Annotated in this window: 28 protein-coding genes and 1 pseudogene; 16 read left to right on the top strand and 13 right to left on the bottom strand. The window is 71.4% G+C overall.

Features of this window, described 5'->3' with window-relative positions; all coding sequences use genetic code 11:
• Nucleotides 1-53: 53 nt before the first annotated feature.
• Nucleotides 54-596 (top strand): class IV adenylate cyclase, encoded by a 543-nt coding sequence (locus tag O7608_RS29420; protein ID WP_289207643.1) that lies wholly within the window; start codon nt 54-56, stop codon nt 594-596.
• Nucleotides 597-1,156: 560 nt separating this feature from the next.
• A pseudogene (locus tag O7608_RS29415) lies at nt 1,157-1,568 on the top strand (response regulator transcription factor).
• A 12-nt stretch (nt 1,569-1,580) separates the two neighbouring features.
• Here the strand turns inward: O7608_RS29415 and O7608_RS29410 are convergent.
• From O7608_RS29410 to O7608_RS29400, 3 genes are all read right to left on the bottom strand, one after another.
• The gene (locus tag O7608_RS29410) at nt 1,581-2,009 is read right to left on the bottom strand and encodes a MerR family transcriptional regulator (protein WP_289207642.1); all 429 of its coding nucleotides are present in this window, start codon (nt 2,007-2,009) and stop codon (nt 1,581-1,583) included.
• A 25-nt stretch (nt 2,010-2,034) separates the two neighbouring features.
• A complete protein-coding gene (locus O7608_RS29405) occupies nt 2,035-3,063 on the bottom strand; it encodes an MDR family NADP-dependent oxidoreductase (protein ID WP_289207641.1) in 1,029 nt (342 codons plus the stop codon).
• Nucleotides 3,064-3,135: 72 nt separating this feature from the next.
• A complete protein-coding gene (locus tag O7608_RS29400; RefSeq protein WP_289207640.1) occupies nt 3,136-3,744 on the bottom strand; it encodes an MOSC domain-containing protein in 609 nt (202 codons plus the stop codon).
• Nucleotides 3,745-3,886: 142 nt separating this feature from the next.
• Between O7608_RS29400 and O7608_RS29395 the strand changes: the two genes are divergently transcribed.
• Nucleotides 3,887-4,480: a redoxin domain-containing protein gene (locus O7608_RS29395; protein ID WP_289207639.1), complete on the top strand. Its 594-nt coding sequence runs from the start codon at nt 3,887-3,889 to the stop codon at nt 4,478-4,480.
• Entirely contained in the window at nt 4,481-5,332 is an 852-nt protein-coding gene (locus O7608_RS29390) for a cytochrome c biogenesis CcdA family protein (RefSeq protein ID WP_289207638.1), read from the top strand.
• Between the two features lie 32 nt (nt 5,333-5,364).
• On the opposite strand, the gene O7608_RS29385 is transcribed toward O7608_RS29390, so the two are convergent.
• Nucleotides 5,365-5,742 carry a MerR family transcriptional regulator gene (locus O7608_RS29385; protein WP_289211091.1) on the bottom strand — a complete coding sequence of 126 codons (378 nt, stop codon included), beginning with the start codon at nt 5,740-5,742 and terminating at the stop codon, nt 5,365-5,367.
• 60 nt (nt 5,743-5,802) lie between these two features.
• Here O7608_RS29385 and O7608_RS29380 point away from each other — a divergent pair, with 60 nt between their 5' ends.
• Nucleotides 5,803-6,492 carry an SDR family oxidoreductase gene (locus O7608_RS29380; protein WP_289207637.1) on the top strand — a complete coding sequence of 230 codons (690 nt, stop codon included), beginning with the start codon at nt 5,803-5,805 and terminating at the stop codon, nt 6,490-6,492.
• An 87-nt stretch (nt 6,493-6,579) separates the two neighbouring features.
• Here O7608_RS29380 and O7608_RS29375 read toward each other — a convergent pair whose 3' ends face one another.
• Both O7608_RS29375 and O7608_RS29370 read right to left on the bottom strand, forming a co-directional pair.
• Entirely contained in the window at nt 6,580-6,870 is a 291-nt protein-coding gene (locus O7608_RS29375) for a hypothetical protein (protein ID WP_289207636.1), read from the bottom strand.
• A gap of 347 nt (nt 6,871-7,217) precedes the next feature.
• Nucleotides 7,218-7,898: a hypothetical protein gene (locus O7608_RS29370; protein WP_289207635.1), complete on the bottom strand. Its 681-nt coding sequence runs from the start codon at nt 7,896-7,898 to the stop codon at nt 7,218-7,220.
• A 232-nt stretch (nt 7,899-8,130) separates the two neighbouring features.
• Between O7608_RS29370 and O7608_RS29365 the strand changes: the two genes are divergently transcribed.
• A complete protein-coding gene (locus O7608_RS29365) occupies nt 8,131-9,120 on the top strand; it encodes a DUF6745 domain-containing protein (RefSeq protein ID WP_289207634.1) in 990 nt (329 codons plus the stop codon).
• Nucleotides 9,121-9,216: 96 nt separating this feature from the next.
• On the opposite strand, the gene O7608_RS29360 is transcribed toward O7608_RS29365, so the two are convergent.
• Nucleotides 9,217-9,867, bottom strand: a complete 651-nt coding sequence (locus O7608_RS29360) for a DUF4360 domain-containing protein (RefSeq protein WP_289207633.1) — start codon at nt 9,865-9,867, stop codon at nt 9,217-9,219.
• A gap of 466 nt (nt 9,868-10,333) precedes the next feature.
• On the opposite strand from O7608_RS29360, the gene O7608_RS29355 reads away from it, so the two are divergent.
• Nucleotides 10,334-10,981, top strand: a complete 648-nt coding sequence (locus O7608_RS29355; protein WP_289207632.1) for a DUF4360 domain-containing protein — start codon at nt 10,334-10,336, stop codon at nt 10,979-10,981.
• Between the two features lie 60 nt (nt 10,982-11,041).
• Here O7608_RS29355 and O7608_RS29350 read toward each other — a convergent pair whose 3' ends face one another.
• Nucleotides 11,042-11,824, bottom strand: coding sequence for a hypothetical protein (locus O7608_RS29350; RefSeq protein WP_289207631.1), 783 nt, complete (start codon nt 11,822-11,824; stop codon nt 11,042-11,044).
• Nucleotides 11,825-12,085: 261 nt separating this feature from the next.
• On the opposite strand from O7608_RS29350, the gene O7608_RS29345 reads away from it, so the two are divergent.
• The 7 genes from O7608_RS29345 to O7608_RS29315 all read left to right on the top strand — a co-directional run bounded on the left by O7608_RS29345 (nt 12,086) and on the right by O7608_RS29315 (nt 17,812).
• A complete protein-coding gene (locus tag O7608_RS29345) occupies nt 12,086-12,604 on the top strand; it encodes a recombinase zinc ribbon domain-containing protein (RefSeq protein WP_289207630.1) in 519 nt (172 codons plus the stop codon).
• A 176-nt stretch (nt 12,605-12,780) separates the two neighbouring features.
• Complete coding sequence (locus O7608_RS29340; protein WP_289207629.1) at nt 12,781-13,035, top strand: hypothetical protein; 255 nt, start codon at nt 12,781-12,783, stop codon at nt 13,033-13,035.
• Complete coding sequence (locus O7608_RS29335; protein ID WP_289207628.1) at nt 13,019-13,645, top strand: GOLPH3/VPS74 family protein; 627 nt, start codon at nt 13,019-13,021, stop codon at nt 13,643-13,645. The genes O7608_RS29340 and O7608_RS29335 overlap by 17 nt, the downstream gene beginning before the upstream one ends.
• An 83-nt stretch (nt 13,646-13,728) precedes the next feature.
• Nucleotides 13,729-14,361 carry a GNAT family N-acetyltransferase gene (locus O7608_RS29330; RefSeq protein WP_289207627.1) on the top strand — a complete coding sequence of 211 codons (633 nt, stop codon included), beginning with the start codon at nt 13,729-13,731 and terminating at the stop codon, nt 14,359-14,361.
• A gap of 126 nt (nt 14,362-14,487) precedes the next feature.
• Entirely contained in the window at nt 14,488-15,204 is a 717-nt protein-coding gene (locus tag O7608_RS29325; RefSeq protein ID WP_289207626.1) for a YcnI family copper-binding membrane protein, read from the top strand.
• A 2-nt stretch (nt 15,205-15,206) separates the two neighbouring features.
• A complete protein-coding gene (locus O7608_RS29320; protein ID WP_289207625.1) occupies nt 15,207-17,066 on the top strand; it encodes a copper resistance CopC/CopD family protein in 1,860 nt (619 codons plus the stop codon).
• The gene (locus tag O7608_RS29315; RefSeq protein ID WP_289207624.1) at nt 17,063-17,812 is read left to right on the top strand and encodes a DUF1775 domain-containing protein; all 750 of its coding nucleotides are present in this window, start codon (nt 17,063-17,065) and stop codon (nt 17,810-17,812) included. The genes O7608_RS29320 and O7608_RS29315 overlap by 4 nt, the downstream gene beginning before the upstream one ends.
• 202 nt (nt 17,813-18,014) lie before the next feature.
• Here the strand turns inward: O7608_RS29315 and O7608_RS29310 are convergent, their stop codons facing one another.
• From O7608_RS29310 to O7608_RS29300, 3 genes are all read right to left on the bottom strand, one after another.
• Nucleotides 18,015-18,236, bottom strand: a complete 222-nt coding sequence (locus O7608_RS29310; RefSeq protein WP_289207623.1) for a hypothetical protein — start codon at nt 18,234-18,236, stop codon at nt 18,015-18,017.
• A gap of 102 nt (nt 18,237-18,338) precedes the next feature.
• Nucleotides 18,339-19,535 carry a helix-turn-helix domain-containing protein gene (locus tag O7608_RS29305; protein ID WP_289207622.1) on the bottom strand — a complete coding sequence of 399 codons (1,197 nt, stop codon included), beginning with the start codon at nt 19,533-19,535 and terminating at the stop codon, nt 18,339-18,341.
• A gap of 171 nt (nt 19,536-19,706) precedes the next feature.
• On the bottom strand, nt 19,707-21,020 hold the full coding sequence (locus tag O7608_RS29300; RefSeq protein ID WP_289207621.1) for an ABC transporter substrate-binding protein: 1,314 nt from the start codon (nt 21,018-21,020) through the stop codon (nt 19,707-19,709).
• Nucleotides 21,021-21,246: 226 nt separating this feature from the next.
• Between O7608_RS29300 and O7608_RS29295 the strand changes: the two genes are divergently transcribed.
• Both O7608_RS29295 and O7608_RS29290 read left to right on the top strand, forming a co-directional pair.
• A complete protein-coding gene (locus tag O7608_RS29295; protein WP_289207620.1) occupies nt 21,247-23,127 on the top strand; it encodes a right-handed parallel beta-helix repeat-containing protein in 1,881 nt (626 codons plus the stop codon).
• Between the two features lie 171 nt (nt 23,128-23,298).
• Nucleotides 23,299-24,129: a phosphoribosylaminoimidazolesuccinocarboxamide synthase gene (locus O7608_RS29290; RefSeq protein WP_289207619.1), complete on the top strand. Its 831-nt coding sequence runs from the start codon at nt 23,299-23,301 to the stop codon at nt 24,127-24,129.
• A 17-nt stretch (nt 24,130-24,146) separates the two neighbouring features.
• Here the strand turns inward: O7608_RS29290 and O7608_RS29285 are convergent, their stop codons facing one another.
• Together O7608_RS29285 and O7608_RS29280 are read right to left on the bottom strand one after the other, a co-directional pair.
• Complete coding sequence (locus tag O7608_RS29285) at nt 24,147-24,674, bottom strand: PIN domain-containing protein (RefSeq protein WP_289207618.1); 528 nt, start codon at nt 24,672-24,674, stop codon at nt 24,147-24,149.
• A gap of 33 nt (nt 24,675-24,707) precedes the next feature.
• Nucleotides 24,708-25,163, bottom strand: coding sequence for a helix-turn-helix domain-containing protein (locus tag O7608_RS29280; RefSeq protein WP_289207617.1), 456 nt, complete (start codon nt 25,161-25,163; stop codon nt 24,708-24,710).
• Nucleotides 25,164-25,189: the final 26 nt, after the last annotated feature.

Raw genomic sequence — 25,189 nt, 5'->3', positions numbered from 1 at the left:
GACGCTTGTGCGACGCTGCGCAGTCAGTGTGGCGACGGGCAGGTGGAGGCGCGGTGCGCGAGGTCGAGGTCAAGTACCGCGTCCAGGACCGGGAAGCGTTGCTCGTCGCGCTCACCGCGCGCGGCATCGAGCCGGGTCCGCCGATCGTGCAGGACGATCAGGCGTACGCGCCGCAAAGCTGGTCGTACGGTGACAGCAAGCTCGGCGTCCCCTTCGTACGGTTGCGGACCGTCGGCGGCCGACACACCTTCACCCTCAAGCGTCCCGCCGACAACGCGCTGGCTTGTGACGAGTACGAGACGGCGGTGACCGACCGCGACCAGATGCACGCCGCGATCCTGGCGATGGGCTTCCGCCCGACCGTGCGGATCGCGAAAGTACGCCGTACCGCCGAATTGCCCGACGGCGTGCTGTGCGTCGACGACGTCGCCGGCCTCGGCACCTTCCTTGAGCTGGAACGCATCGTCGGTGACGGCGTGCCCGGCGAGGCGGTGCAGGCCGAGCTGGCCGCGTTCGTCGCCGCACTCGGCGTCGCGGCGTCCCGCACCGACGAGACGTACGACTCGCTGGTCCGGTCGGCCCTCGCCGCAGCCTGACCGCTGGGCCGCAGTTGGCTCAGATCCTTGCGCTGCTCGGCCGTTAGGGCGAGCGGCCCACTGAACGGGAGGCGAGCGTTGGTTGCCGCCTTGAAGTTACTTTCGGTGACGGGTGTCTGCTGGAACGTCGACCTGCACGGTATTCCTGTGTGGAATAATTATTCCACACAGGAATATTGCTCTACCGCACTACCGGTCCGCCGGGGGCCGGGGGCTGTTGCGACGAGGCTCCCCCAACCTGCAGGCTCAAGCTCTGCGGCGCGGCCGGCTGCGCAGGCCCAGCGGGAGAGCTTGCGGTACGCCGACACCACCTGGCACCGGGCATCGGCCTGGCAGCTCCTGATGAGTTGGGGCGCCAGGCCGACCAGTTCGACGCCCACAGCGGCACCGCGCCAGCGGCGGAGCTGTCGTAGACGACGAGGTTGCCGTCGGTCTGCATCAGCAGGCCGAACCGGCCGTCGGGGGAGAGGACGTACTGGCCTGCGTACATGGTGGTCCCCGCGTTGAGCTGGCTGCCGATCCTGGTCGACGATCAGCAGCTGGTCCGCTCCGGGATCGCGATGCTGCTCGCCGGTGAACCGGACATCGAGATCGTCGGCGAGTGCGCCGACGGCGCGTCGGCGGTCACCATGGCCGCCGCGCGGCAGCCGGACGTCGTACTGATGGATGCCCGGCATGGACGGCGTCGCCGCCACCCGCGAGATCACCTCGGACGACTTCGCCGCCCGACCGGAGCCGTCGATCGGCGTGCCCGGCCGGCTGTCCGCGCTGACCGGGCGGGAACGCCACGTGCTCGTCCTGGTCGCCCACGGCCTGTCGAATGCGGAGATCGCCCGTCGGCTGCTGGTGGGCGAGGCCACCGTCAAGACCCACCTGGGCCGGGTGCTGATCAAGCTGGGGCTGCGCGACCGGGCCCAGGCGGTCGCGCTGGCCTACCAGAGCGGGCTGGTCGCGCCCGGCAGCACGTCGTAGCGTGCCTGCGCCTCACCTCGAAGTCGGCTGAGCGTCGCCGTTTTGAACCTCGCCTGCCGGGATGTCGGTGAGCTGCGCATGACAGACGGCCAACAGCTGGCGGAGTTGCATCAGCCGGGCGATCTGCCGGTCGATGACCTCCAGCCGTCGGCCGAAGGTCTCGGCCGCCTCCGGAATCCGGACGTGCGCCGGCAGGGTGTGCTGCGGCAACGTGTCGCCGTCGAGCAGGTGCAGCCGGTCGCTGAGGGTGGCGATGTCCTCGACGGTGAGGCCGAGTGACAGCAGCTCCCGGATGATCCGGACCCGGGCGACGTCGGCGGGGCCGTACGTCCGCTGCCCGGTGCGGGTGCGGGTCGGCGGTGGCAGCAGCCCCCGTTGCTCGTAGAAGCGCAGCGCTCGTGGTGTCGTCCCCGCCGCTGCCGCCGCGTCACCGATCCGCATCCCTGCTCCCGTCGCTGTAGCTCCACTATGACGGCACCAGCTCCACGATGACGGCGCCGACGTGCCGACCTTCGGCGACGTGCTGGAACGCCTCCGGTGCCCGGTCGATTCCGGGCAGCCGTGCATGCGGGAACTGGATGTGGCCGGCCCGCAGCCAGCCGCCGAACCGCTCGGTCCATTCGTCGAGTGCGTCCAGATGGTCGGCGGCGTTGAAGCCGTGCAGGTGGATGCGCTTGAGCACGATCGGCACCAGGTCGAGCTCCACCGGGGCGCTGATGCCCAGACCCTCGGCGGCCAGCTGCGCGGAGAGCGCCCCGATGAGGACGAACCGGGCGTGCGGACGGGCTGCGGCCACGGCTGCCTGGAGTTGTTCGCCGCCGACGGTGTCGAGCAGCACGTCGATGCCGTCCGGCGCGGCGTCGGCGAGCTGCTTCGCGACAGGTCCCGCGCCGCGTACGACCACGGCGTCGTACCCGAGGTCGGCGGTCAGCCGGTCGGCCTTTTCCGTCGAACCGGTGGTGCCGATGACCCGGCCCGCGCCCAGGAGCCGGGCGATCTGACCCGCGAGTGATCCGACGGCACCGGCCGCGCCGGTGACCAGGACGGTGTCGCCAGGGCGTACGTCGACGGCTCGGGTCAGTGCGCCGTACGCCGTCCAGCCCTGCGACAGGTGCGCGACCGGGTCCGGGAGGGAGTTCCCCAACGGCCGGCATCCGTCGAGGGGCACCGTCGCGTACTCGCGCCAGCCGAGGTCGTGCCCGACGAGGTCGCCTGGGCGCAACCCGCTGCCGTCCGGGGCGGTGACGACCTCGCCGATCGCCGGTCCCGGCAGCGGCTCGCCGGGACGTACCCCGGGCAGCCCCGCCGCCGCAGCGCCGATCATGGTCCGCAGCAGCGCGGCGAACACCAGGAAGGCGCGGTTGCGGACGAGGACTTCGCCTGGTCCGGGGCGTGGTGTCGGGACCTGCGCGACGGTGAAGTGTTCGGGTCGGGGCAGGCCGTCCGGGACGGCGGTGAGCCGCACCTCCCGGTGCGTCAAGGGTGTCGAGGGCATGACGCGACCGTAGACCTTGACCCGCGCGTCAGGGTCAAGCGAAGGCCGACCCTGGACCCCTGGCCAGGGCGATCAGGGCTGGTCGGCGTCGGCCGGGCCGAGCACCCGGATCGGGTCGCCTGGCCGGATGACCCCGGCGACGACGACCCGCGTGTACAGGCCACGCAGCCGGGCCTGGCGACCGTCCTCGCTCCAGACCAGCTTGTGCGCGTCCCGCCCGTAGCGGTGGGCGAACTTCGCGCACCCGTTGTGCGGCTCGGCCGTCACCTCGATGACCGCCTCGTCGCCCACCGCCAGCCGGGTGCCCGGCGGCAGCGCGTCGCTGTGCAGGTCGAGGTCGGCGAAGAGCTGATCGCCCGCCAGCGCCCAGTCCTGCGGGTCGTCACCGGCGATCAGCCGGACGAAGCGGGAGTTCATGACGGTGAGTTGCCGGCCCGGGTGGGCCGACCCGTCCTGCGTTGTTGAGCTGCCCCGCGCCGCCCAGCAGTCGCCGACCAGGCCGGCGGTGACGTCGAGGATGCCCTCGGTCAGCACCTCCCGCTCGTCGACGGCCGGCCGGCGGACCACCAGGTCCAGGGTGCCGGTGCCACGGGGGGAGCGGGCCACCTCGGCGAGGCCGGCGGTCAGCTCGGCGGCGGACAACTGACGGGGTGCCGTGGCGTGTGCCCTGGCCTGGTCCATACCCGTCAGTGTCCCAGAGCGTGCCCGTACCGTCGATGGGGTTTCCCGGCCGTGCGCGGGACGGGACCGGACCGGACTACCGTGCCGTGCCCAGGGTCGGGGAGGATGTCAGTCGCAGCCCCTATCTGCCCAGGAGGCACGGATGGACGTACGGCACCGGATCGCCGCCCTCGTCGCCGCCGGCGCGCTGACGCTGGCCGGCTGCGGCGACGCGGCCGGCGACGCCCCGGCAGGTCCGGACGACCCGTCGCCGGCTGCCGCCCCCGCCGCCGGCGGTACGGCGGACGACCCGACGACGTCGCAGGAGCCGGCCACCTCGGACCAGCCGGCCGCCGAGAGCCACGACTTCACCGCGCGGACCCTCGACGGGGCCACGTTCGACGGACGCAGCCTGGCCGGCAAGCCGGCGGTCCTGTGGTTCTGGGCACCCTGGTGCACCACCTGCCTCGGTCAGGCCGACCGGGTGAACGCCCTCGCCGCCGACTACGGCGACCGCGCCACCGTGCTCGGCGTCGCCGGACTCGACGGCGAACCGGCGATGCGCGACTTCGTCGCGCTGGCGAAGCTGGCCGGGTTCGCGCAGCTCTCCGACGAGCAGGGCGTCGTGTGGAAGAAGTTCGGCATCACCGCGCAGAGCACCTTCGTGGTCCTCGACGCCGCCGGTGAGGTCGTCGACCGGGGGCATGTCGACGTCGACGAACTGCCGGGCACCCTCGACCGACTGCTGGCGGACTGAGTGACCGACGCGCCGCTGGCCCTGGCTCTGGCGGCGGGGATGCTCGCGGCGGTCAACCCGTGCGGGTTCGCGCTGCTGCCGGCGTACCTGTCGTTTCTCGTCGTCGGTGACGGCCGGGCCGGCTCCGGCCGGGACGCCGCCATCGGTCGGGCCCTGGCCGCGACCGCCGCGATGACCATCGGGTTCGTCGCCGTCTTCGGCGTGTTCGGTCTGGTCGTGGCCCCGGTGGCCGGCGCGGTGCAGCGGCAGCTGCCCTGGCTGACCATCGCCATGGGCGTACTGCTCGTCGTGCTGGGCGTCATGGTGCTGCTCGGTCGGCAGCTGCCCGGTCTCGGCGCCGTCGTGTCGCGGGCCCCGGGCAGCGGCACGTCCACACTGTCCATGGTGGTGTTCGGGATGGCGTACGCGGGGGCCTCGCTGTCCTGCACGATCGCGCCGTTCCTGGCGATCGTGGTGACCAGCCTGCGGGCCGGGTCGGTCACCTCCGGCGTGGCGCTGTTCGTCACCTACGCCGCGGGGATGGGCCTGACCGTCGCGGTCGCCGCCGTCGCCGTGGCGCTGGCCCGCGACGGACTGCTGCGCCGGCTGCGCCGCGCCGGCCCGCTGCTGTCGCGCGTCGGTGGGGCGCTGCTCGTCGCCGCCGGCGGCTACGTCGCCTGGTACGGCTGGTACGAGATCCGGGTGCTGGACGGTGCCGACCCCGGCGATCCGGTCATCGACGGCGCTGCGGTGGTCCAGCGGTCGCTGGCCGACCTGCTCGACCGGGCGGGCCCGGTGACCCTGGTCGGGGTGCTGGTCCTGCTGCTCGTCGTCGCCGGACTGGGCTGGCGGGCCAAGCGCCGCAAACGGTAGGCCACCGGCGGCCCGGTCGGCCGTCGGCCGGTTCAGTCCGCTGGCCCCGGCTGGTAGACACAGCCGCTGGCCGGGTGCGCGGCGGCGGCGATCACCTCGTCGAGCCGGCGTCGGGCCGCGGTCAGCTCGGCGATCCGCGCGTCGATGCGGTCGCGTTCGGCGGCCAGCCGGGCCCGCGACTGCGGCGTGTTGACCTTGGCGTCGACGCAGGGCATCAGGTCGGCGATGGTACGGCTGGACAGGGCCGCCGCGTACAGCCGCTGGATGAGCCGGACCCGCTCGACGGCCGACTCCGGATAGTGGCGCTGACCTGCCGGACTGCGCTGCGCGACCAGCAGGCCCTGCTCCTCGTAGTAGCGCAACGCCCGCGTGCTCACCCCGGCCCGCTCAGCCAGCTCGCCGATCCGCACAGTGGTCTGCCTCACAATCCTTTGCCTCTGACGTCAACGTCAGGTTTTAGCGTAGCCGGCATGCAGATCTCTGGAGCAACCGCCCTGGTCACCGGGGCGAACCGTGGTATCGGTCGACATTTCGCCGCCCAGCTGCTCGAACGCGGCGCCGCAACGGTGTACGCCACTGCCCGTCGCCCCGAGTCCGTCGACCTGCCCGGCGTGCGGGTGCTGCGGCTGGACATCACCGACCCCGACTCGGTGGCCGCCGCCGCGCAGGCCGCCGGGGACGTCAATTTGCTGATCAACAACGCTGGGATCTCCACCGGTGCGGACCTCGTCGGCGGCGACCTCGACCTGGTCCGCCGGGAGATGGACACCCACTTCTGGGGCACCCTCGCCATGATCCGGGCCTTCGCCCCTCAACTGGCCGGCGGCGCGATCCTGAACGTGCTGTCGGCACTGTCTTGGAGCGCCTACCCGGGTGCCGGCGGCTACGCGGCGGCGAAGGCGGCCCAGTGGAACCTCACCAACGCCGTCCGGCTGGAGCTGGCCGCGCAGCGGACCCAGGTCACCGGACTGCTGATGGCCGCCGTCGACACCGACATGATGGCTGGGTACGACGTACCGAAAAGCGACCCGGCGGTGATCGCGAAGGCAGCCCTCGACGGACTGGAGGCCGGCCAGTGGGAGATCCTCGCCGATGCGGCGGCCGGTGCGGTCAAGGCGTCGCTCGCCACCGACCCCCGCGAGTTCTACCGCCTGGCGTGACAACCGCCTGGCGTGACAACCGGCCGGCGTGACAACCGGCCGGCGTGACACCGGTCGGTCAGCCGGGCACGCGCGGGGTCGGCAGGGTCAGCAGTGGAACTCGCCGGCGTCGAACACGGCCCGTAGCACGTCGGTGGGCGCGACCAGGATCTTGCCGAACGCGTCCTGGGACACGGTGAAACCGATCCCCGACGCACTGTCGCTGACCACGTAGTTCTCCGCGTACGGGTTGTTGGCGGCGGTGTGCCGGACAAGCCGCACCCCGTACGCCTGGCGCAGCGCCGCCGCGGTGCTCCCGACGCCGATACCGTCGGCGGTGGACAGCGGACGGTCCTGGACGAGGATCATCGCGGCGGTGCCGTCCACAGCGGTGTGCACCACCACCCCGGCCAGTTGCGCGGTGCCGACCAGCCGGTCCGGGCAGGCCTCGCCGGGCTCGGTGCCGAGGCTGCCGTCGCCGGCCAGCTCGGCGACACTGGCGCCGAGGCGCAGCGGACCGATCCCCTCCGGTGTGATCAGCAGCTCCTCGTCCGCCGGGCCGGCGTCGCCGCCCGCCGTCGGTTCGGTCGCCCCGTCGATGCCCCCGGTCGGCGCCGCAGACCCGCCCGGCGGCGTCGGATCCGGCCGGTTCCACAGCCAGACCGTGCCGACGACGAGGAGGGGCGAGCACGACGGCCGATCCGATGACGACCCGGTTCCTGGTACGGCGCATCAGCGTTTCCTCCTCATTGGAATTTCCCGTCGCGCCATGTCAGGGTCCTCTCCTGGGTGCCGGTGGCGACGAGCAGGCGGCCACCGTCCTGGGTCACCTGCCCGGCCGCGAGGCCGGTCTCGGAGTGCAGGACGCCGAAGGTCGCCGGGCCGGTGAACCCGAGTACGTCGAAGTCCAGGAACCCGCCGCTGCCGCAGCGGCGACCGAACACCAGATCCTGCTCCCCGCCACCGCGCACCGTGACCGGTGTCAGCAGTATCTCGCACGCGGTGGTGTCCAGCGCTGTGACGAAGACCTGTTCCCACCTGTCGGCGGTGCAGCCGAGCACGAGCAGCCGGGTCTGCTGCGGCTGCCCGGGCTCGACGTCGGCCGGTGACAGGGCGACCGCGACGTGCTCACCGGCGGCGAGCGTCGAGTCGAACGTCAGGGAGGCGGTGACCGTGGCGCCGGCGTCGACCGCGACGGCCTGCTCGACGGGCGGACAGGCCGGTGCCGCGCCGGACTGCGGTACCTCGGTCGTCGCTGTCACGGCCGGACCATCGCCGGTGCCGGTGCCGGTGCCGGTGCCGGTCGCGGTCGTCGACGCGTCGTCGAGGCTCTGCCACAGCCACCACCCTCCGACGGTGGCCAGCGCGGCGGCGACGGCCGCACCGGGTAGTAGCCAACGACGCGTGGACCCGGAGCTTTCCGCCACGACCCTCGTTCACCTGCGGCAACGCCAACGCTCGGCCACGCTACCGGCCGGGCCCGCAGCCAGGGATCGGCTGGTCAGCGGTACGCGGTGACCGACTCGCCGGATGCCACCGGTCGGGTGGCCGGCACGGGTGCCTGGTTGCGCGGGGTGCCTGGTTGCGCGCGGGATCGCGATACGTCACCATTGCCGACATGATTTCTTCCCACTGGAAGGGCGGTTTCGCCCTCGCGCGATGACCGCGCCGACGCGGCGTGACGCCGCCGGCACCATCTCCACCATCTCTGTCGGCTCCACCACCTCCACCACCTCTGCCGGCTACGCCGAGCGGGCTCTCGCCCGGTGGTGGGCGGCCGAACCGATCCGGCGCGAGTGGCTCGACCACGGGCTCGACACCGCGCCGGCCGACCGGCCCGCCACAGAGGACATCGTGGCCCGCCTCTACGCCCGGCACCGCCGTCAGCGCCCCCGATTCCGCTGGGTCGACTCACCACACGAGGCGTTGTCACTGGTGGCTGGACTGCCCACACACGACATGCTGCACCGCTGGGTCACCGGTCGACCGCCGCCGGGCGTACCGCCGCTGGTCAGCGACCTCGTCGCAGGGTGGTCCCGGCTGCGCACCGCGCTGGACGACGGTGCCGGCCATCCTGATCTGACTCCGCCACCGCAGTCGCGTGGCCGGTCGGGCGGCCGGGGCGGCGGTCGTCGGTCGGCCGACCGACGGGCCGATGCCGGCGGTGCGGACCCGCCGGGGACCCGCTGGCCGGTGCTGCCGCCGGCCGAGGCGTTCGCCGCAGGTGTCCCGCTGCGGGTCGTGCTGCGCCAGGGAATCTGTGCGGCGTTGCGGGTCAGTCTCGTCGACGGCTTCGTCCTGCCGGTCCGCGCGGCACTCGCGGCCTCGGGTCGGCCGGTGCCCAGTGCCTGGTACGGGCAGCAGGACGCGTACTGGGTCGCGTACTACGACGCGCTGCGTCGGCTCGGCCTGGCCCACTACCGCCGGGCCGACGAGGCGCAGCTCGACGAGTGGGCGACGCTGGCCCGTCAGGCCGGCTGGTGGTGGCCGGGGGAGCGGACCTGTGTGCTCGTCGACCGGCCGGTGGTGCTCCGTACCGACCCGGTGCCGGGCGGTTGGCACGACGAGCGCCGCCTGGCGCGCGACGGTGCGGCACCGATCAGGTATCGCGATGGGTGGTCTCCGTCGTTGCGGGCGGTGCCGGGCTGACCGACATGCGACGGGCGCGGGCAGGTGTCCCGCCCGCGCCCGTCGCGCATGTCATGCCGATCGGTCGACGGTGTCAGTGTCTGGTCGGCCTGCGGTTCAGCACCGCTCCCATTTGAGGTTGAACAGGGTGTCGACGTCACCCTCGGTGGTCGTCATCGACATGCTGGCGACCGTGGTGGCGGTGCCGGCCTCGACCCGCAGCTCGGTGTTGATGTTGAGTACCCGCTGCTGGCCACAGGGCAGGTAGTAGAGCACCGGGGCGACGTCCTCGGCGGACCAGTAGCTGTTGTACGGACCACCGAACGTCGCCTCGGTGCGGCTGCTCTCCGACGAGCCCTGCCAGTAGTAGTGGGTGCGCTGGCGGCCGGTCGCGCCGGCGGGGATCCGGGCGCGACCCCGGTAGTCGGCGGTGGCGACAGCGAAGGTCCAGCCGGCCGGCACCTTGACCAGGACACCCAGCTGGCAGTTCTTCCGGCTGGCGGTCGTGTCGACGCCCCGTCCGGCGCTGGCGACGAAGTCGAAGTAGCGGATCCGGAACCCGGACTTGTCAGGGTTGGCGACGACGACGGCGGTCCCTGGGGCGCAGCCGGAGCCGTTGGCGGCCAGCACCTCGACGGTGATGTCGCTGTCCGGCGTGTGGGGGGTCGTGACGGGTGCCGCGTGGGCCGGCGTGGCCAGGGACAGCGCGAGAGCCGCGCCGAGCGCGGCGAGGAACCCGTGTCTCGTGCCGACGAGGACTTTCTTCATTCCGTTCCTCTCGGTTGCAATTGGTGTTCGAGGATGCGCACGTGCTTCGTCGCCGAGCTGGCGGGTGCCGCTCGCAGACCGTACTGTGGATCAAGAATTGATTGTTGGGACCTTGTCCGGGGGTGTTCTGCGCAAGATGGTAGCGATGCCATGGGAGCCGCGCAAGCATCAGCATAAGTCGATATCCGATTAATCTTGGCTGGCCTCTGACCTGGGAATCTGTTCGGTCAGGATCATGTCGGATGTTGGTCTGGTGACCGAATGCTCTCGGTCGGCTGCTGGCCTGTTCTGTAGTGTTTTGCAACTATCTGACCGTTTTTCTTGCGGTGCTCGAAGGTGCCGTAACCCGTCGAACTCCCGCAATTTATCAGCCGATCTCCTTTGCCAAATTTGTGTTGACATACATCTATGCCCATCAGTAGCTTGTCCGGCATGTAGCGCCGTTTCCTGCATCGGAGGAGGTTTCATGCGTAAACTGCTGACGCGTGGCGGTGTGGTGCTTGCACTACTCGCCTCGTCACTGGTCGTGGGGGCGCCCGCGTCCGCCCGGGGTGTCATGGACAACCCGCCCCCCGACCAGGTCGTCATCGACCTGGTCGCGATGGCCGGTTCCGGCTGCCGGCCGGGCACCGCTGATGTGGCGGTATCGCCGGACAACACCGCCTTCACCACGATCTACAGCGACTACCTGGTCCAGGCCGGACCCGGCATCTCCGTCACCGACGGACGCCGCAACTGCCAGCTCAACGTGCTGGTCCACGCCCCGGCCGGCTACACCTTCGCCATCGTCAAGGTGGATTACCGAGGGTACGGCCTGCTCAACCGGGGCGCTGTCGCGTCGCAACGGGCCAACTACTACTTCCAGGGCATGACCCAGAGCACGTTCAGCAACCACCCGATCGCCGCACCGCTGGACGACAACTGGATGGTCACCGACGAGGTCCCGATCGCCTCGGTGGTCTGGCACCCCTGCGGTGAGAAGCGCAACCTCAACATCAACACCGAACTGCGGCTGAGCCGGGGCTCGTCGTCGGGGACCAGCTTCCTGACGATGGACTCGACCGACGGCAGCATCGAGACCATGTACCACCTCGCCTGGCAACCCTGCCCGTGACGCCGTAGCGCGTACCGACCCGAGGGTGACCGGTCCGTTGACCGGTCACCCTCGCCGTGCTCAGAGCCCGACCCCGGCGGTACGCGGCTCCGAGCCCATCGTGTGCAGCCAGTGCACCGCCTCGTGCGCCCCGGGGCAGGACGCAGCGGAAAACGCCCGGGCCAGGGCGACCATCTCGGCACCCGGCAGCATGGTGCCGTCGCGGCTGCGCAGCGGCAGTGTCACGGTGCCGTCCGGTCCGACGACGGTGATCGTGGGAGTGCGCGGAGCTACCGGCGCGGAGCGTCGCCCAGGTGCGGCCGACCGCCGTCGCGACGGCGCGGAACGGCTCGGGCCCGCCGCAGCGGTGCCGGTTCCCGCTGGCTCAGCCGACGCCGGTGTCGCGCTGTCCCGTGCGGTGGCGTCCGCTGCGGTGGCGTCCGCTGCGGTGGCGTCCGCTGCGGTGGCGTCCGTCCCGGTGGCGTCCGTCCCGGTGGCGTCCGCTGCGGTGGCGGTCGGGTCGGGTGCGGTCCGCAGGGTGACCGACTCGGCCACCGTCAGGTCCACTGTGCGGCTGACGAGCCCTCGGACGGTTAGCCGGGTGCCAGCCAGCCAGGCGCCGGTACGGGCGGTGCGGGCGATCGGCAGCCCCATCACCGTCGCCGCGCCGGCGGCGAGCCCGCCACCGACGAGCATCGGCGCGATGGTGCCCGTACCGTCCCCGGCCATCGCGCCGAGGACCCCACCACCGACGCAGGACGCCATCACCGCAAGGGCACCCAGCACCGAGAACATCGCCAGCCTGGTCGGTTTGCTGGTCGGGTACCCGATGGAGAGTTCGAGACCGTCGCGCCCATGATCCATGCCGCCGATCGTGCCACTGTCGATCAAGGCCGGACGCGGTCGGGTGGCGGTGGCCGGCGAGACGGTGACGGGGAGGGAACCCGCCGGCCACCGGGATCACCCGCGCGTGGCGTGGGAGATGCAGCTTATCCGATGTCCGCACGCGTCGGTGTCCACCGCAGCGCCGACCGTCCTCGGTGGGACGGCGGAACCGGGTCCGCCGTTTGGCGGTTATCGATGCCGGTCCGTGCGAGAGGTGTGGTGATCGGCGGGTGAACCCGCATGTATTTCGGGTTTTCAAACTTTCGTTGCGGTTTCATCGGCGCGTTAAGCATTGCACCACTGTGGGTGCCCTGGCAGACTCGATCTGCATCCGCCGATGGTGGCTGCCTGATGGTGATCCAGGGTGAGGAGTTGGCGATGGCCCCAAGCCGTGGCGCGCGCCGTGAGATCACTGACGGTGCCGAGTTGAATGATGTTCGGGTCGTTGCGCCCAATGTGTCCCTTGGTAGTTTGCGATCTCCGCTGTCCGGGCTGCTCTACTGTGCAACTTGCGAACGGCAAATGATCGTGATGTCCAGGCTGAACGGTCGGGCCTACGGTGCCCCGTGCGGCTGCCGGCTCAGCCCGGTCGACGCGCTCACCGTCGAGCGACTCGTCTTCAACGCCGTCGAAGCGCGCCACCCGGAGCTCCTCGCCGGCTCAACCTCGCTTGATCCGTCCAGCGTGTTTCGAGAGGTGCTGGCCGAGGTCAGGATAGGCGGAGCCGTGGATGAACTGGAATTCATCTGGTCCACGTGACCTTGCCCGTCAAGCGCTCTCCCCCGACAGACATCGCCGAAATCACACTCCATCCGGATCGGCTGAGCCGACCGGACGATCCCGTCCGCGACACGGGATCGACGATTCGGGCTGGACAAATTCAAATGAAATATGATGCTGAAATCTCATGTGTCCCGGATCCGCCGCCAGGAACCGTGCTCCGGTTCGCCGTCAGCGAGTGGCGCTACGGCCTGGGTACCGTGGTGGGGGAGCCGTTCGAACTGCTGATCACCAAGGTGCGGACCACCTCGGCAGCCAGTTACGACGGCCAGTGGGTCTGGGTCGACGGCCACCATCTGGACTGCCGCCCCGACCACCAGCCGTGCCAGCAGGCGCTGGTCAGCGTCGCCGCCCTCCGGTGCGCCGCGTTGCCCGGCGAGCAGGTGGTGGACGGTGCTGCTCGCCGATGAGTTCTTCCTGCTCGCCCACCACGACATCACCGGCCGGGCCCGGCTGCACCCGCGAGCGGTCGGGCTGGGCCTGGCCAGTGCGGTCCTCGCCGAACTCGTCACCGTAGGAGCGGCGGCGGTCGACGCCGGCCAGCTCTGGGTGGTCAACCCGGACGCGCCGGCCGATGCCCTGGGCCGATCCGCACTGCGGCTGCTGCTCGACGAACCGGAGCACACCGCGGTGCGGACCTGGCTGACCGTACTGTCCGAACGGGCCCCCACCCACGTCGCGCAGCGCCTCGCCGCCGCCGGAGTGGTCCGCGCCGAGCAGAGCCGCCGGTTGCTGCGCAGCCGCACCGTCTACGTACCGATGGACATGAACACCGCCGCCTGGCCATGGGCCCGGCTGTCGATGCGGCTACGCCGGGGTGAACCACTCACCGAACCGGACCTGTTCCTCGCCGGTCTGTCGGTCGAGACCGGCCTGGACACCTACCTGCTCGACGGCGCCCAACCCGAGGTGCGCCGACACCTCGCCGGCCTGCTGGGCAACCTGCGCCCGGACCTGCGCGGTCTGCTGCGCCACACCGGGGCGGCAGTAGGCAACGCGGTCATGTCCGGCCGCGCCTGACCGGCTCCACCGGCCCCCGCATCAGCGATCCGAGACCCGCATCAGCGATCCGAGATCCGCCTCACCTGTCTGGAGTGTGCCCGATGAACGCCACCATGCCCGCACCGACCGTCCGCGACGCCACACCCGACGACATCCCACAGGCGGCGACGCTGCTCACCGAGGCGTTCCTGATCGCACCGGTGTCCCAGTGGCTCGTCACCGACATCGACGCCCGGGTCACCACGTTCCGGACGCTGTTCACCCTCGAACTGGAACACGCCCTCGACGCCGGGGCCACGGTGCACATCGCCGGGCCGCTGAGCGCTGTGGCGATCTGGTACCACCGGGAGCAGCCGGTGCCGTCCGGCCGGGTCACCGTCCACCAACGGCGGATGCTGCTCGCCGCCGGGATCTGGCAGCACCGGGTCGCCGCGCTGGACACCCTGCTCGAACGGCACCGGCCCCAGACGCCGCACCACTACCTCGCGTACCTCGGGGTCACCCCGTGGCTGCAGGGGCGGGGTATCGGCAGCGCGCTGCTGTGTCACCAGCACCGGCTCCTGGACACGGCGGCCGAACCGGCGTACCTGGAAGCCACCACGCCCCGCAACCGGGGCCTCTACCAACGCCAGGGCTACGTCGCCACCGAGCCGATCCTGCTGCCTGACGGCCCGTCGATGTGGCCGATGTGGCGCGCACCCCGTCGCGGGGACGATCGGCCCGCTCCGCAGTGACCTCCGACCCTGGCGAAAATCCCGGCAACTGTCGGGAACCAGCCGGTACGGGCGGCCGACCAATGCACCGAGCCCCTTTGCGCCCACGGCACCTGGGCGTCCGCACACTGAGAGGTAGCCCGTCCAATGCACCCCACCCTTCGTCATGTCGCGCGCCTCGGTGCCGTCGCCGCCCTCGCCGGCGGCGCGGTGCTGCTCGCCGGCGCACCGGCGGCCGCCCACGTCACCGTCACCCCGACGGTGACCACCGCCGACTCCTACACCGTGCTGACCGTGTCGGTGCCGCACGGCTGCGACGGCTCGGCGACCACCAAGGTCGCCATCCAGATCCCCGAGCTGATCAACGCGGTGACGCCGACGATCAACCAGGGCTGGACCGTGGAGAAGGTGATGGCCGACCTCGACCCGCCGGTGACCGACAGCCACGGCAACGAACTGACCCAGCGGGTGGCCGAGATCGTCTACACCGCCAAGACCCCACTGCCCGAAGGGCACCGGGACGTCTTCGAGCTGTCCCTGAAGCTGCCCGACGCCGCCGGTGAGCGCCTGGTCTTTCCGTCGATCCAGACCTGCGAGCAGGGCGAGACGGCGTGGGCCCAGGTGCCGGCCGAGGGCGAGGACGGCGAGGACCTGGAGCACCCGGCACCCTGGTTCATGATCACCGCTGCCGAGGAGGCGCCGGCCGCCGACGGCGACGACACCGTTCCGGCCGCGCTCACCACCACGGACTCCGCCACTGACAGCGGTCCCACCTCACTGCTCGGCTGGATCGGCCTGATCCTCGGCCTGCTCGGGTTCATCGCCGGCGCCCTCGCCCTGCACCGGACGAGGAAGGCAGCCTAGCTGTGCCATCGCGTCACCGGCTGCGCCCACCGGCGCAGCCGGTCCGTGGCACGTCGCGTGGTGCACGTCCGGCACAGCGACGGTCCCGTTCCCGGCGGGCGGGTCTCCTGGCCGTACCGGGGATGCTGCTCGGAGTGGTGCTCGCCCTGGCCGGTGCCAGCCCGGCCGCCGCGCATGCCACCCTGCTCAGCCACGACCCGGCCGACGGCGCGCTGCTCGCCGAGGCGCCGTCGACGGTCACCCTCACCTTCGACGAGCCGGTCACCCTGCGCCCCGGCGGGGTGCAGGTGCTCGACGCGGCCGGCACCACCGTGGACGCCGCCGCCCGCTCCGTCGACCGCTCCGTCGTCATCGACCTGCCCGCCGCGATGGCCGACGGGACGTACGTGGTCAGCTGGCGGGTCGTCTCGGCCGACAGTCACCCGGTGGCCGGTGGGTTCAGCTTCGCGATCGGCGCACCCTCCACCGGCAGCGTCGTCATCCCGGTCAGTACGCCGGACACCGCCCTGCAGGTGCTGCGGCCCGTCACCGAGGCGGTGGTCTATCTCGGGGTGCTCGGCAGCGCCGGACTGGCCGTCTTCGCGCTGCTGTTCCTGCCGGGCCGCCCGGCCCCGCGCCGGACGATCCAGCTGCTCGGTGTCGCCGCGCTGGCCGCGCTGGTGGTGATGCCGCCGGTCACCGCCGCCTGGCAGGACGCCGCCGACGTGGGCGCGCTGGCCACCGTCGCCGCCTGGCGCACCGGGTACGGCGCCGACCTGGGCCTGTCCGCCGTTCTCGCCGGCATCGGGGTGGCCGTGGTCCTCGCCGGCACCGACCTGCTCACCCGGGTCAGCGGTGGGCGACGACGCGCCGTCGCGACGGCGGTCTTCGCCGGGGCCGGCCTGGCCCTCGGCGCGTTGCTGATCGTCGGACACACCCGCAGTTTCGGCCCCGCCTGGCTGGTGCTCGGCAGCGACCTGCTGCACCTGGCGACCGCCGCGGTCTGGCTCGGCGGCATCCTGGGCCTGGCCCACCTGCTGTCCCGGCGGGCCGCACCGCCGTCCGGTCCGGACGCCGGGTCCGACGCCAGGCCGGACGCCGGGTCCGACGCCGGGTCCGACGCCAGGCCGGACTCCGGATCCGACGCGCCACCGGCCGCCGAGCGGGCCGCCGTGGTGGCTGCCTTTTCCCAGGTCGCCGCCGTGCTGGTGGCACTGCTCGGGGTCGCCGGGGTGCTGCTCGGCTGGCGGATCGTCGGCTCCTGGTCGACCCTGTTCGGCACCGCGTACGGGTTGGCGCTGCTGGCCAAGGTGGCGGCCGTCGCGGTGCTGATCGGGATCGCCGCATGGAACCGGTACCGGTTGGTGCCCCGTACCACCCGGCCGGGCAGCGAGGCCGCCGCGCTGGGCGCGCTGCGTCGCACCGTACGGGTCGAAGCGGTGCTGCTGGTCGCGGTGCTCGCCGTGACCGGCGTACTGGTGACCCGGGACCCCACCGCGCCACCGGCCGACACCGACCCGACCAGCTCGGCCGACGGCACCTCGGCGGAGGGTGCCGAGCTGGCGGTCGACGCCGAGGCGGCACTCGGCGACGGCCAGGTACGGATCCGGATCACCCCGGGGGCCACCGGGATCAACGCACTGGAGGTGGCGTTGTTCGACGCGGCCGGGCAGCCACTGGAACCGGTGGCACTGCCCACGGTCACCGTCAGCCTGCCGGAGTACGACCTTGGTCCGCTGGACCGCCGGCTGTCCCAGGTCGGCACCGGTCGCTACGAGGCGATCGCGGACTTTCCGCTGCCCGGTGCCTGGGAGGTCGAGATCAACGCCCGGACCTCCCGGTTCGACAGCCCGATCGCGACGATTCCGGTGGAGATCCGGTGAGTACCTTCCGCACCCGGGCGGCGCGAGTGCTGGCCGGGTCGACGCTCGGTCTGGTCGCCCTCGGGCTGGCCAACCTCGGGGTGGCGACGCCGGCCCTGGCCCACACCCAGCTGGCCGGGGCTGCGCCCAACGGCGCCGGCGCGACGACGCTGACCTTCACCTTCGACCACGGCTGCGCCAACGCCGACACCACCGAGCTGACCGTCGAGATGCCCGACGGCGCGATCGTCGGCACCGCCGTCGGACAGCCGGACGGCTGGACCGCCGAGGTCACGCCCCGGCAGGTCACCTGGACGGGTCCGCCGATCGGCGACGAGCAGATCGCGGCCGGCGTCGCCGAGTTCGCCGTACTGGTCCGGTTGACCGGCACGGTCGGGCAGACGTTCTGGTTCCCGGCGGTGCAGCGCTGCGCCGACGGCGACAGCTACGACTGGGCGGACACCCGGGCCGACGCCGAGCGCCCCGCTCCCTCGCTGATCGCCACGAACGCGGTGCTGGCACCGGCACCGCCGATCGATGAGGGGGCCGCGTCGGAGCGGTCCGGCGGGGCGAGCCTGCCGCAGGCGTTGACCGCCGCCGCGCTGCTGGTGGTCGTCGCCGGCCTGCTCGGTCACCGCTGGACCCGGACCGACGCAGTGTCGGTCGTCACGCCGGATGCCGGCGCGGACGTCGCCGTCGGCCCCGGCGTGGGTTCCGGCGAGGGTCCCGGTGCGGGTGCCGGTCGCCCCCCGCCGGCCGGGACCTGACCGGAGGGCGGGCGACCGGCACCCGGCGCGTCGGAGGAAGGTTCAGCAGGGTCCGGCGTCCGGTGGCCGGTGGTCAGCTCCAGCGCCCACCGGGCCTGCCAGCAGGGGTACGGCACCAGCAGACCCCACCAGGCCAGACAGCCCTGGCAGCAGCCGTCGGGACCGGACACGTGGACCCGGACGATTTCGGTTGCCCGGTCGGTCATCGCGGCCAGTGGCCCCGGTTGATCGGCACCCGGTGCAGGACGCGACAGGGTAGTTCGGCCCCGCACCGGCAGGTCCGCCGCCAGTGTCGCCACGACCACTGCGGGCGGTGCCGGCGGGCCAGTGTCGCCGCGACGGCGAAGAGATACTCGTCGTACGAGACCACGTTCACTCCCTTCACGACGGTGGGCGCGACGAACCGACGGTACGGGCGCGGCACGACAGCCGGGGTGCGACGCCGGGGGCTCTCCACTGACACCCGACGCCGCACCCCGTACCTATGACGGTAGAAGCTCCGACGTGGATTGTGTGTAACGACCGGTTACGTTGCGTGGTCCTCTGGGGAGAGTGGATCGATCCCCATCCGGACGGCGAGGCTGCGCAGTTCGTCCGAGCCACCGCGAGGCGACGAGTCGCGCACGATGTGGGCGATGATCTCCCGTACGGTGGCCCGGCTGCGAGTCTCGTGCGGGGCGATCGTCTCGGCCCGCAGGAACGCCCGGACCGCCTCGTCGTTGCGTTTCGCGGCGTGGAAGCCGCGGCCGGCGTCCATGTGCAGTCTGGCCCGCCGTTGCGGGGTCCGTAACGCGCTCTGGTCCACCTTGCGGGCCAGCTCCGGAGCCTTACCCGGTTCACCGTTCTCCAGCACCACGCCGACCCGCCACACCGCGACGTTGGCCGGGGTGAACTCCATCCGCCACGGGTCACCGGCGGTCCGGCGGGCCACCTCCTCGGCCTCGGTGACGTGCTCCTCGGCGATCTCGTGCTGGCTGAGGCTGGCCGCAGAGAGCGCGGCGTGCAGGTGCAACATGCCGTACCAGGCCCGGCCCTCGTCCGTACCCAGGTGGTCCTGCATCCGGTCAGCGGCCGTCCGGGCCAGGGTCCAGGAGCGTTTACGTAGGCCGGTGGCGAGTACCGCCTGAGCGAGCGCGAAGTCGGCGGCTGCCTCGCAGGCCGGGTCCTCGGAGAGCGCGGCCGCCCGGACGGCGCGTTCGGCGAGCCGCATCGCCAGGTCGACATGGCCCTGGGGCTTGAGTGCGAGCGAGCCGGTGACCAGCGTCTGTACGGCGATCCGTAGGGCCGCCGGGTCGTTCTCGGCGTTGGCGGTGGTCCGGATCTCGGCGATCAGGCGGGGTAGGAGAATCCCGAGCGTCGGGTTGTCGCAGGCCATCCGGGCCCGCATCGCCCGGTCGGCCTCGGCAGCGAGCTGGGCCGGCGGCCGGGCGACGGCCGGCTCGTCGTCGTCCATCGCCTTGCGGATCGCCGGTACGGCCGCCCACAGCGCCAGGTCGTTGCGGGACCGGGGCAGGTACGGCTGGGCGGTGAGATCCATCGTGGATACGCCGAGGGCGGAGGCGAGCGCGATCAGCATGGACCGTTTGGTCACGGCGCGCTTGCCGTTTTCGATCATGGATACGTACTCGCGGCTCACGCCGATCGCGGCCGCGAGCTGTTGCTGCGTCATGCCGGCGATGTCGCGCCACCGCGCGACCCGCAGGCCGATGTAGTCCTCCGGCATCGGGGACACCTCCCATGCCGACGGTACGGATCGAACGCCGTGACGTCGACCAATGTAACTTCCTGTTACGCCTGTCTCGCCTGGTGGTGTCCGACACTGATCATCGTGCCGGTGCCGTGGGGGCGTCGCGGGGTGTCGTGGAGGTGCCGGCGTGCCTGCTCAGCTGCCTGCTCAGCCGTTGGTCAGAGCGGCGTTGGCCGCGCGGATGAACTCCCCGGCGGCCTCCTGCCCGGTGGCGTCGCCACCCTGCACACTCTCGGCGGCGGTGATCAGCAACGCCCGGACCTTGGTGTGCCCTGGCGGCGGCGGCACCGGCGCGGGCCCGAACCGCTCGGCCATCTGCTGCTCGAACGCGAGGGAGTCCTTCATCTTCTCGTCCGCGAGGGTCGCCTGCACGGCCTGACGTACCTTCAAGTTGGAGCTCAGACCCCGCTCGGTGCCGAGGATCCGGCCGGCCTGCGGGTCGTTGACCAGGAAGTCGATCACGTCCACCACCAGCTCGGGGTGCCGGGTGCCGCGGTACCCCGCCCAGTACATCGAGGCCCGCGCCCACTGACCCTTCGGATCACCCGGGTACGAGACCACGCCGAGGTCGTCGCTGGTGTGCTTCTGGAGTTCGGCCAGCTGGTTCGACCACATGAAGGAGGTGGCCGCGTCGCCGGTGGCCACCAGTTGCTGGGTCACGTCGCCGCTGTTCGCCGACTTGATCAGCGCGGCGTCCGGGGTGGCGTCGGCGGCGCGGGCCTGCTCCCACAGCGCGAACCACCTGGTCAGGTCGGCGGCGCTGAAACCCATCCGGCGGCCCTGGTACAGCTCCAGATCCTGGGTACGCAGCCAGAGCCAGAGTGCCTTGTAGTCCCCGGACGGGTCCATCGTCCCGGCCACCTCGCCGTCGGTGAGCGCGGTGATTTCGCTGGCCCAGTCGATGAGCTCCTCGTAGCTCATCCCGATGGTCGGCTCCGCCACCTCCAGCTCGGCCAGCAAAGTCTTGTTGTAGACCATGCCCGGGGTGTTCGCGGCGGCCGCCACCGCGACCGTACGGCCGGCGATCTGTCCGTACTGGACCAGACTGCTCGGGAAGTCGGAGAGGTCTAGTTCGCCGCTGTCGACGTACGGGGTGAGGTCCAGCACGACGTCCCGCTCGGCGTACTCGGTCAGGTAGTTGTCGTCGATCTGGAACAGGTCCGGAGGGTTGCCGCCGACGGCCTGGCTGGACAGCTTGTCGTAGTAGCCGGTGTTGCCCTGCCAGGTCATGGTGAAGGTGACGCCGGGGTGGCGGCCGGCGTACACGTCGAGAGCCTGTTGGGTGAGCTCCGCCCGCCGCTCCGCACCCCACCAGAAGATGGACAGGTTGACCGGCCCGTCCTCGGTGGTGTCCTGGTCGCTGTCGCCGGTGCCGCAGGCGGTGACGCCGACGACGAGGGCAAGTGCGACAGCGAGTGCTCGGGTGCGGGCTCCGCGTGTCGAACGGGCGAATGGTGACACGAGTTTCTCCTGATCGGGGCCGGGTTCGCCGGTCGGCGGCCCGATCATTTACACAAGCGATCCGGGCGGATGTCAACGGTCCGACCGGACGGTCATTGCCGCGTCATAAATCGAAATATTGACATGCGTTCCGCCCCATCGTACCGTTCAGTGCATCGGAAAGCGCTTTCCTCCGTGTCCAGTCCGCGTACCGTCCACGTACCGTCCGCCTCCGGGAGGCACCGCCATGTGGCACCATCCCGACCGTGCCGGCCGCCGTCGCCGGCCCCGCGCCCCCGCCCTCGCCGCACTCACGGTCACCGGCACCGTGCTGCTCATCGCCGGTGCCCTGCTCGCCACCGGCATCACCGGAGCCTGGGCGGCGACCCTGTTCAGCGACGACTTCGACGACGGCGACGCCGCCGGCTGGTCGAAGTCCGGTGGCACCTGGACGGTCGTCACCGACGGCTCCCGGGTCCTTCGACAGTCCAAGACCGACGCCGGCCTCGCCCGGATGTTCGCCGGCTCGTCCAGCTGGACCGACTACCAGGTCCAGGCCCGCGTCAAGCCGCTGAGCTGGACCTCGGCCGGCGGATTCGCTGGACTCGCCGCCCGTTCGCCGGGCGCCACCAGCTTCGACCGGCTGGCACTGCTCGACGGGCGCGTCGAACTGCAGGCCGTACGCAGCGGAACCGTCACCGTCCTCGGCGCCGTCACCCGGCCGGTGCCCGCCGGCACCTGGGCGACGCTCACCCTGGAGGTCTCCGGTGACACCGTCCGGGGCTGGGTCGACGGCACCCTGATCGGCACCGGCACCAGCCAACGCGACCAGGGTCGCATCGGCGTGCAGACCGACCGTGCCACCGCCGCCTTCGACGACGTCACCGTCAGCACCGTCGGGGCCGGCCCGCCCCCGACGCCGTCGCCCTCCGTACCGCCGACGTCCTCGCCATCGGCGAGCCCGCCACCGACGGTCCCGCCGACCACCGCCCCACCGACGACGGCGCCGCCCACGTCCGGACCGGGGCGTGAGTTGATCGTCGCGACCACCGGCGATGACGCGAACCCGGGCACCCTCGCTCAGCCGCTGCGCACGGTGCAACGTGCTGTCGATCTGGCCGTCCCCGGCACCACCATCCGGCTGCGCGGCGGCCGGTACGCCCCGACCACCAACATCCGGATCCTCACCTCCGGCACCGCCGACGCACCGATCACCCTCACCCGGTACCGCACTGAACCCGTGCTCATCGACGGCGAACAGATGCCGCACACCCCGGCACCACTGGGCGGCAGCATCCCCAACATCGAACGCGGCGCCATCCACATGCAGGCCTCGTACTGGCGGCTCGTCGACCTGGAGATCGCCAACGGCCCGTACGGGGTCTACTGCCGCACCTGTCATCACAACGTGTTTCAGCGCCTGACCACCCGCGACAACTACGAATCCGGCCTGCAGATCCAGGGCGACGCCACGTACAACCAGGTCATCGACCTCGACGCGTACGGCAACCGGGACCCGCGCAAGAACGGCGAGAGCGCCGACGGCCTGGCCATCAAGGAAGGCTCCGGCGTCGGTAACGTCGTGCGGGGCGCCCGGCTGTGGAACAACGCCGACGACGGCTTCGACGCCTGGATGTTCCGGTCACCGATCCTCATCGAGAACTCGGTGGCCTGGGGCAACGGCGTCAACCGGTGGGGCTTTCCCGACTTCGGCGGCGACGGCAACGGCTTCAAGATGGGCGGCGGGATCCCCGACGCTGTGCCGCACACCGTCCGCAACAGCATCGCGTTCGGTAACGCCGTCGACGGCTTCATCGACAACGGCAACCCGGGCGCGCACCGTTTCGACCGCAACACCGCCTGGAACAACGGCCGCAACGGGTTCACCGTCAACAGGTCGTCGTCGGTGCTGACCGGCAACCTGGCCGCCAGCAATCCCACCCCGGTGTCGCTGGGCTCGTCGACCGGCAGCGTCAACTCGTGGAACATCGGCGGCACCTGGACCGACGCGTCGCTGGTCAGCACCGACCCGGCGACGATCACCGGGCCGCGCCGCCCTGACGGCGCCGTCCCCACGTCACCGTTTCTGCACCCGATCGGCCAACCCCACCTCGGCGCCCGACTGTAGTCCGGGCGCACCTCGACCCCGCCGCGCCGCCAACCCGGGAATCATCGGCGGTGCGGCGGCCCCGGCCAGGACCTCCGCACCGCCCAGCCTGGCCAGCCCGTCCGCCTGTCAGCCCGGGAGGCGGACGGGCACCCGGCGGTCCCGGCCCGCCGTCGTGATGTACTTGCCGGCGTGGAGCTGCTGCACTCGGGCAAGGTCAGGGACGTGTACGCCGACGGAGACGACCTGATCCTCGTCGCCTCCGACCGGATCAGTGTCTACGACGTGGTGCTGCCCACCCCGATCCCGGACAAGGGCAAACTGCTCACCGCGCTGTCACTGTGGTGGTTCGAGCAGCTCGCAGACCTGGTGCCCCACCACGTCGTCTCCGCCACCGACGTACCGGCCGAGTTCGCCGGCCGGGCCATCCGCTGTCGCCGCCTGGACATGGTGCCTATCGAGTGCATCGCCCGCGGCTACCTCACCGGACTGGGCCTGAAGGAGTACGAGAAGTCCGGCTCGGTCTCCGGTGTCGCGCTGCCCCCCGGCCTGGTCGAGGCGTCCAAGCTGCCCGAGCCGATCTTCACTCCGACGACCAAGGCGTCCGTCGGCGAGCACGACGAGTTCATCACGTACGCCGACGTCGTCACCCAGGTCGGCGCGGAGACCGCCGAGCGGCTGCGGCAGATCACCCTGGACGTCTACCGGCGCGGCGCGACGCTGGCCGCCGAACGCGGCCTGATCGTCGCCGACACCAAGATCGAGCTGGGCTGGGCGTCGGACGGCACCCTGGTCCTCGCCGACGAGGTGCTGACCAGCGACTCCTCCCGGTTCTGGCCGGCCGACGCGTACCAGCCGGGCCGCGCCCAGTTCTCCTTCGACAAGCAGTACGTGCGGGACTGGGCCGCCGGCACCGGCTGGGACAAGCGCCCACCGGCCCCGGAGGTGCCGGCCGAGATCGTCGAGGTAACCCGGGCCCGCTACGTCGAGGTCTACGAACGGATCACCGGCCGCACCTGGTGAGCCCCGGTTCCTCGCCGCTACCGCCGAGCGCGCAACTCGGCGACGCTGACCGCGAGTCCGGATCTTTCGAGGCGGTCAAGTACGTCGTCAAAGCTCCCAGGCGGGTTGCGCCACGAGTCGGCGATCTGCTGCACTGCGGCGTGTACCGTGCTGCGGTCCAAACTGATCTGATCGCGAACGAACTCGTCAGGTGACTTCGGGCCGATGTCCCAGCCGGTCAGCTCATCGGCGGGGAAGTGTCGGAGGTTGGCGGTGACAGTGAGTTGAGCCCGCGCCCGGATCGCGGCGGCAAGTACGTGACGGTCGTCAGGATCGGGCAGTTTGAGCGAGTCGACGAGCGGCTCGTAGCCGGTGATCTTCCAGTCCCGGACGGCAGTGCCCATCAACCTTCGTGTCCGTGCGAGTCTGGCGTCGTCGAGGTCTGGTCGCTGCCGGCGTAGGGCGGCGAGAACCTCATCAAGAATCTGTTCGGTCCATTTGGCGTCGACCAGACCTGACTGGGCGATTCGCAGCAGTAAATCCCGTAGCGTGCTCGGGTACAACACGCTCGCGGCATAGATGACAACGAAGGTCTTGACTCAGGTGAGGTCCATCTCCTGGGCGAGCTGGGTCAGCTCATCGGCTGCGGCACGACGACGGGCGTCGTCCCGGTGTTTGTACGCCAGCAGCGATCCGGCGAGTACCCGCCGGTGGGTGCCCACCTTGCGGAACTGGATCTCACCCGCCTCCAGCAGGCCGATCAGATATGGGCGGGAAACGTTGAGCAGCTCGGCTGCCTGCTGAGTTGTCAGCTCCGCGTGAGCCGGGACGACCGAGACACTGTGGCCGTTCGCCATGTGGGCCAGAACGCGCGCCAACAACTCGATGGCTCCACGGGGCACCACGAGTGTGTCGCCAGCGCCGTCCTCCACGAGTCGAACGGTTGCCGCAGCCTCCTCGTGGGTGCGCAGGTAGGCCTGCACCCGGGGCAGCGCCTCAGCTGCTACCTCGACCGACTGCGGATCAGGCGTGACCGGACTGACCGCGAGAGTCATGATCACCTCCGGGAGGGCAGTCGAAA

The sequence above is a fragment of the Solwaraspora sp. WMMA2056 genome (assembly GCF_030345095.1).
GTDB lineage: Bacteria > Actinomycetota > Actinomycetes > Mycobacteriales > Micromonosporaceae > Micromonospora_E.
The sequence above is the reverse complement of the archived record's forward strand: the minus strand, read 5'-3'. Positions and strand labels throughout refer to the sequence as shown.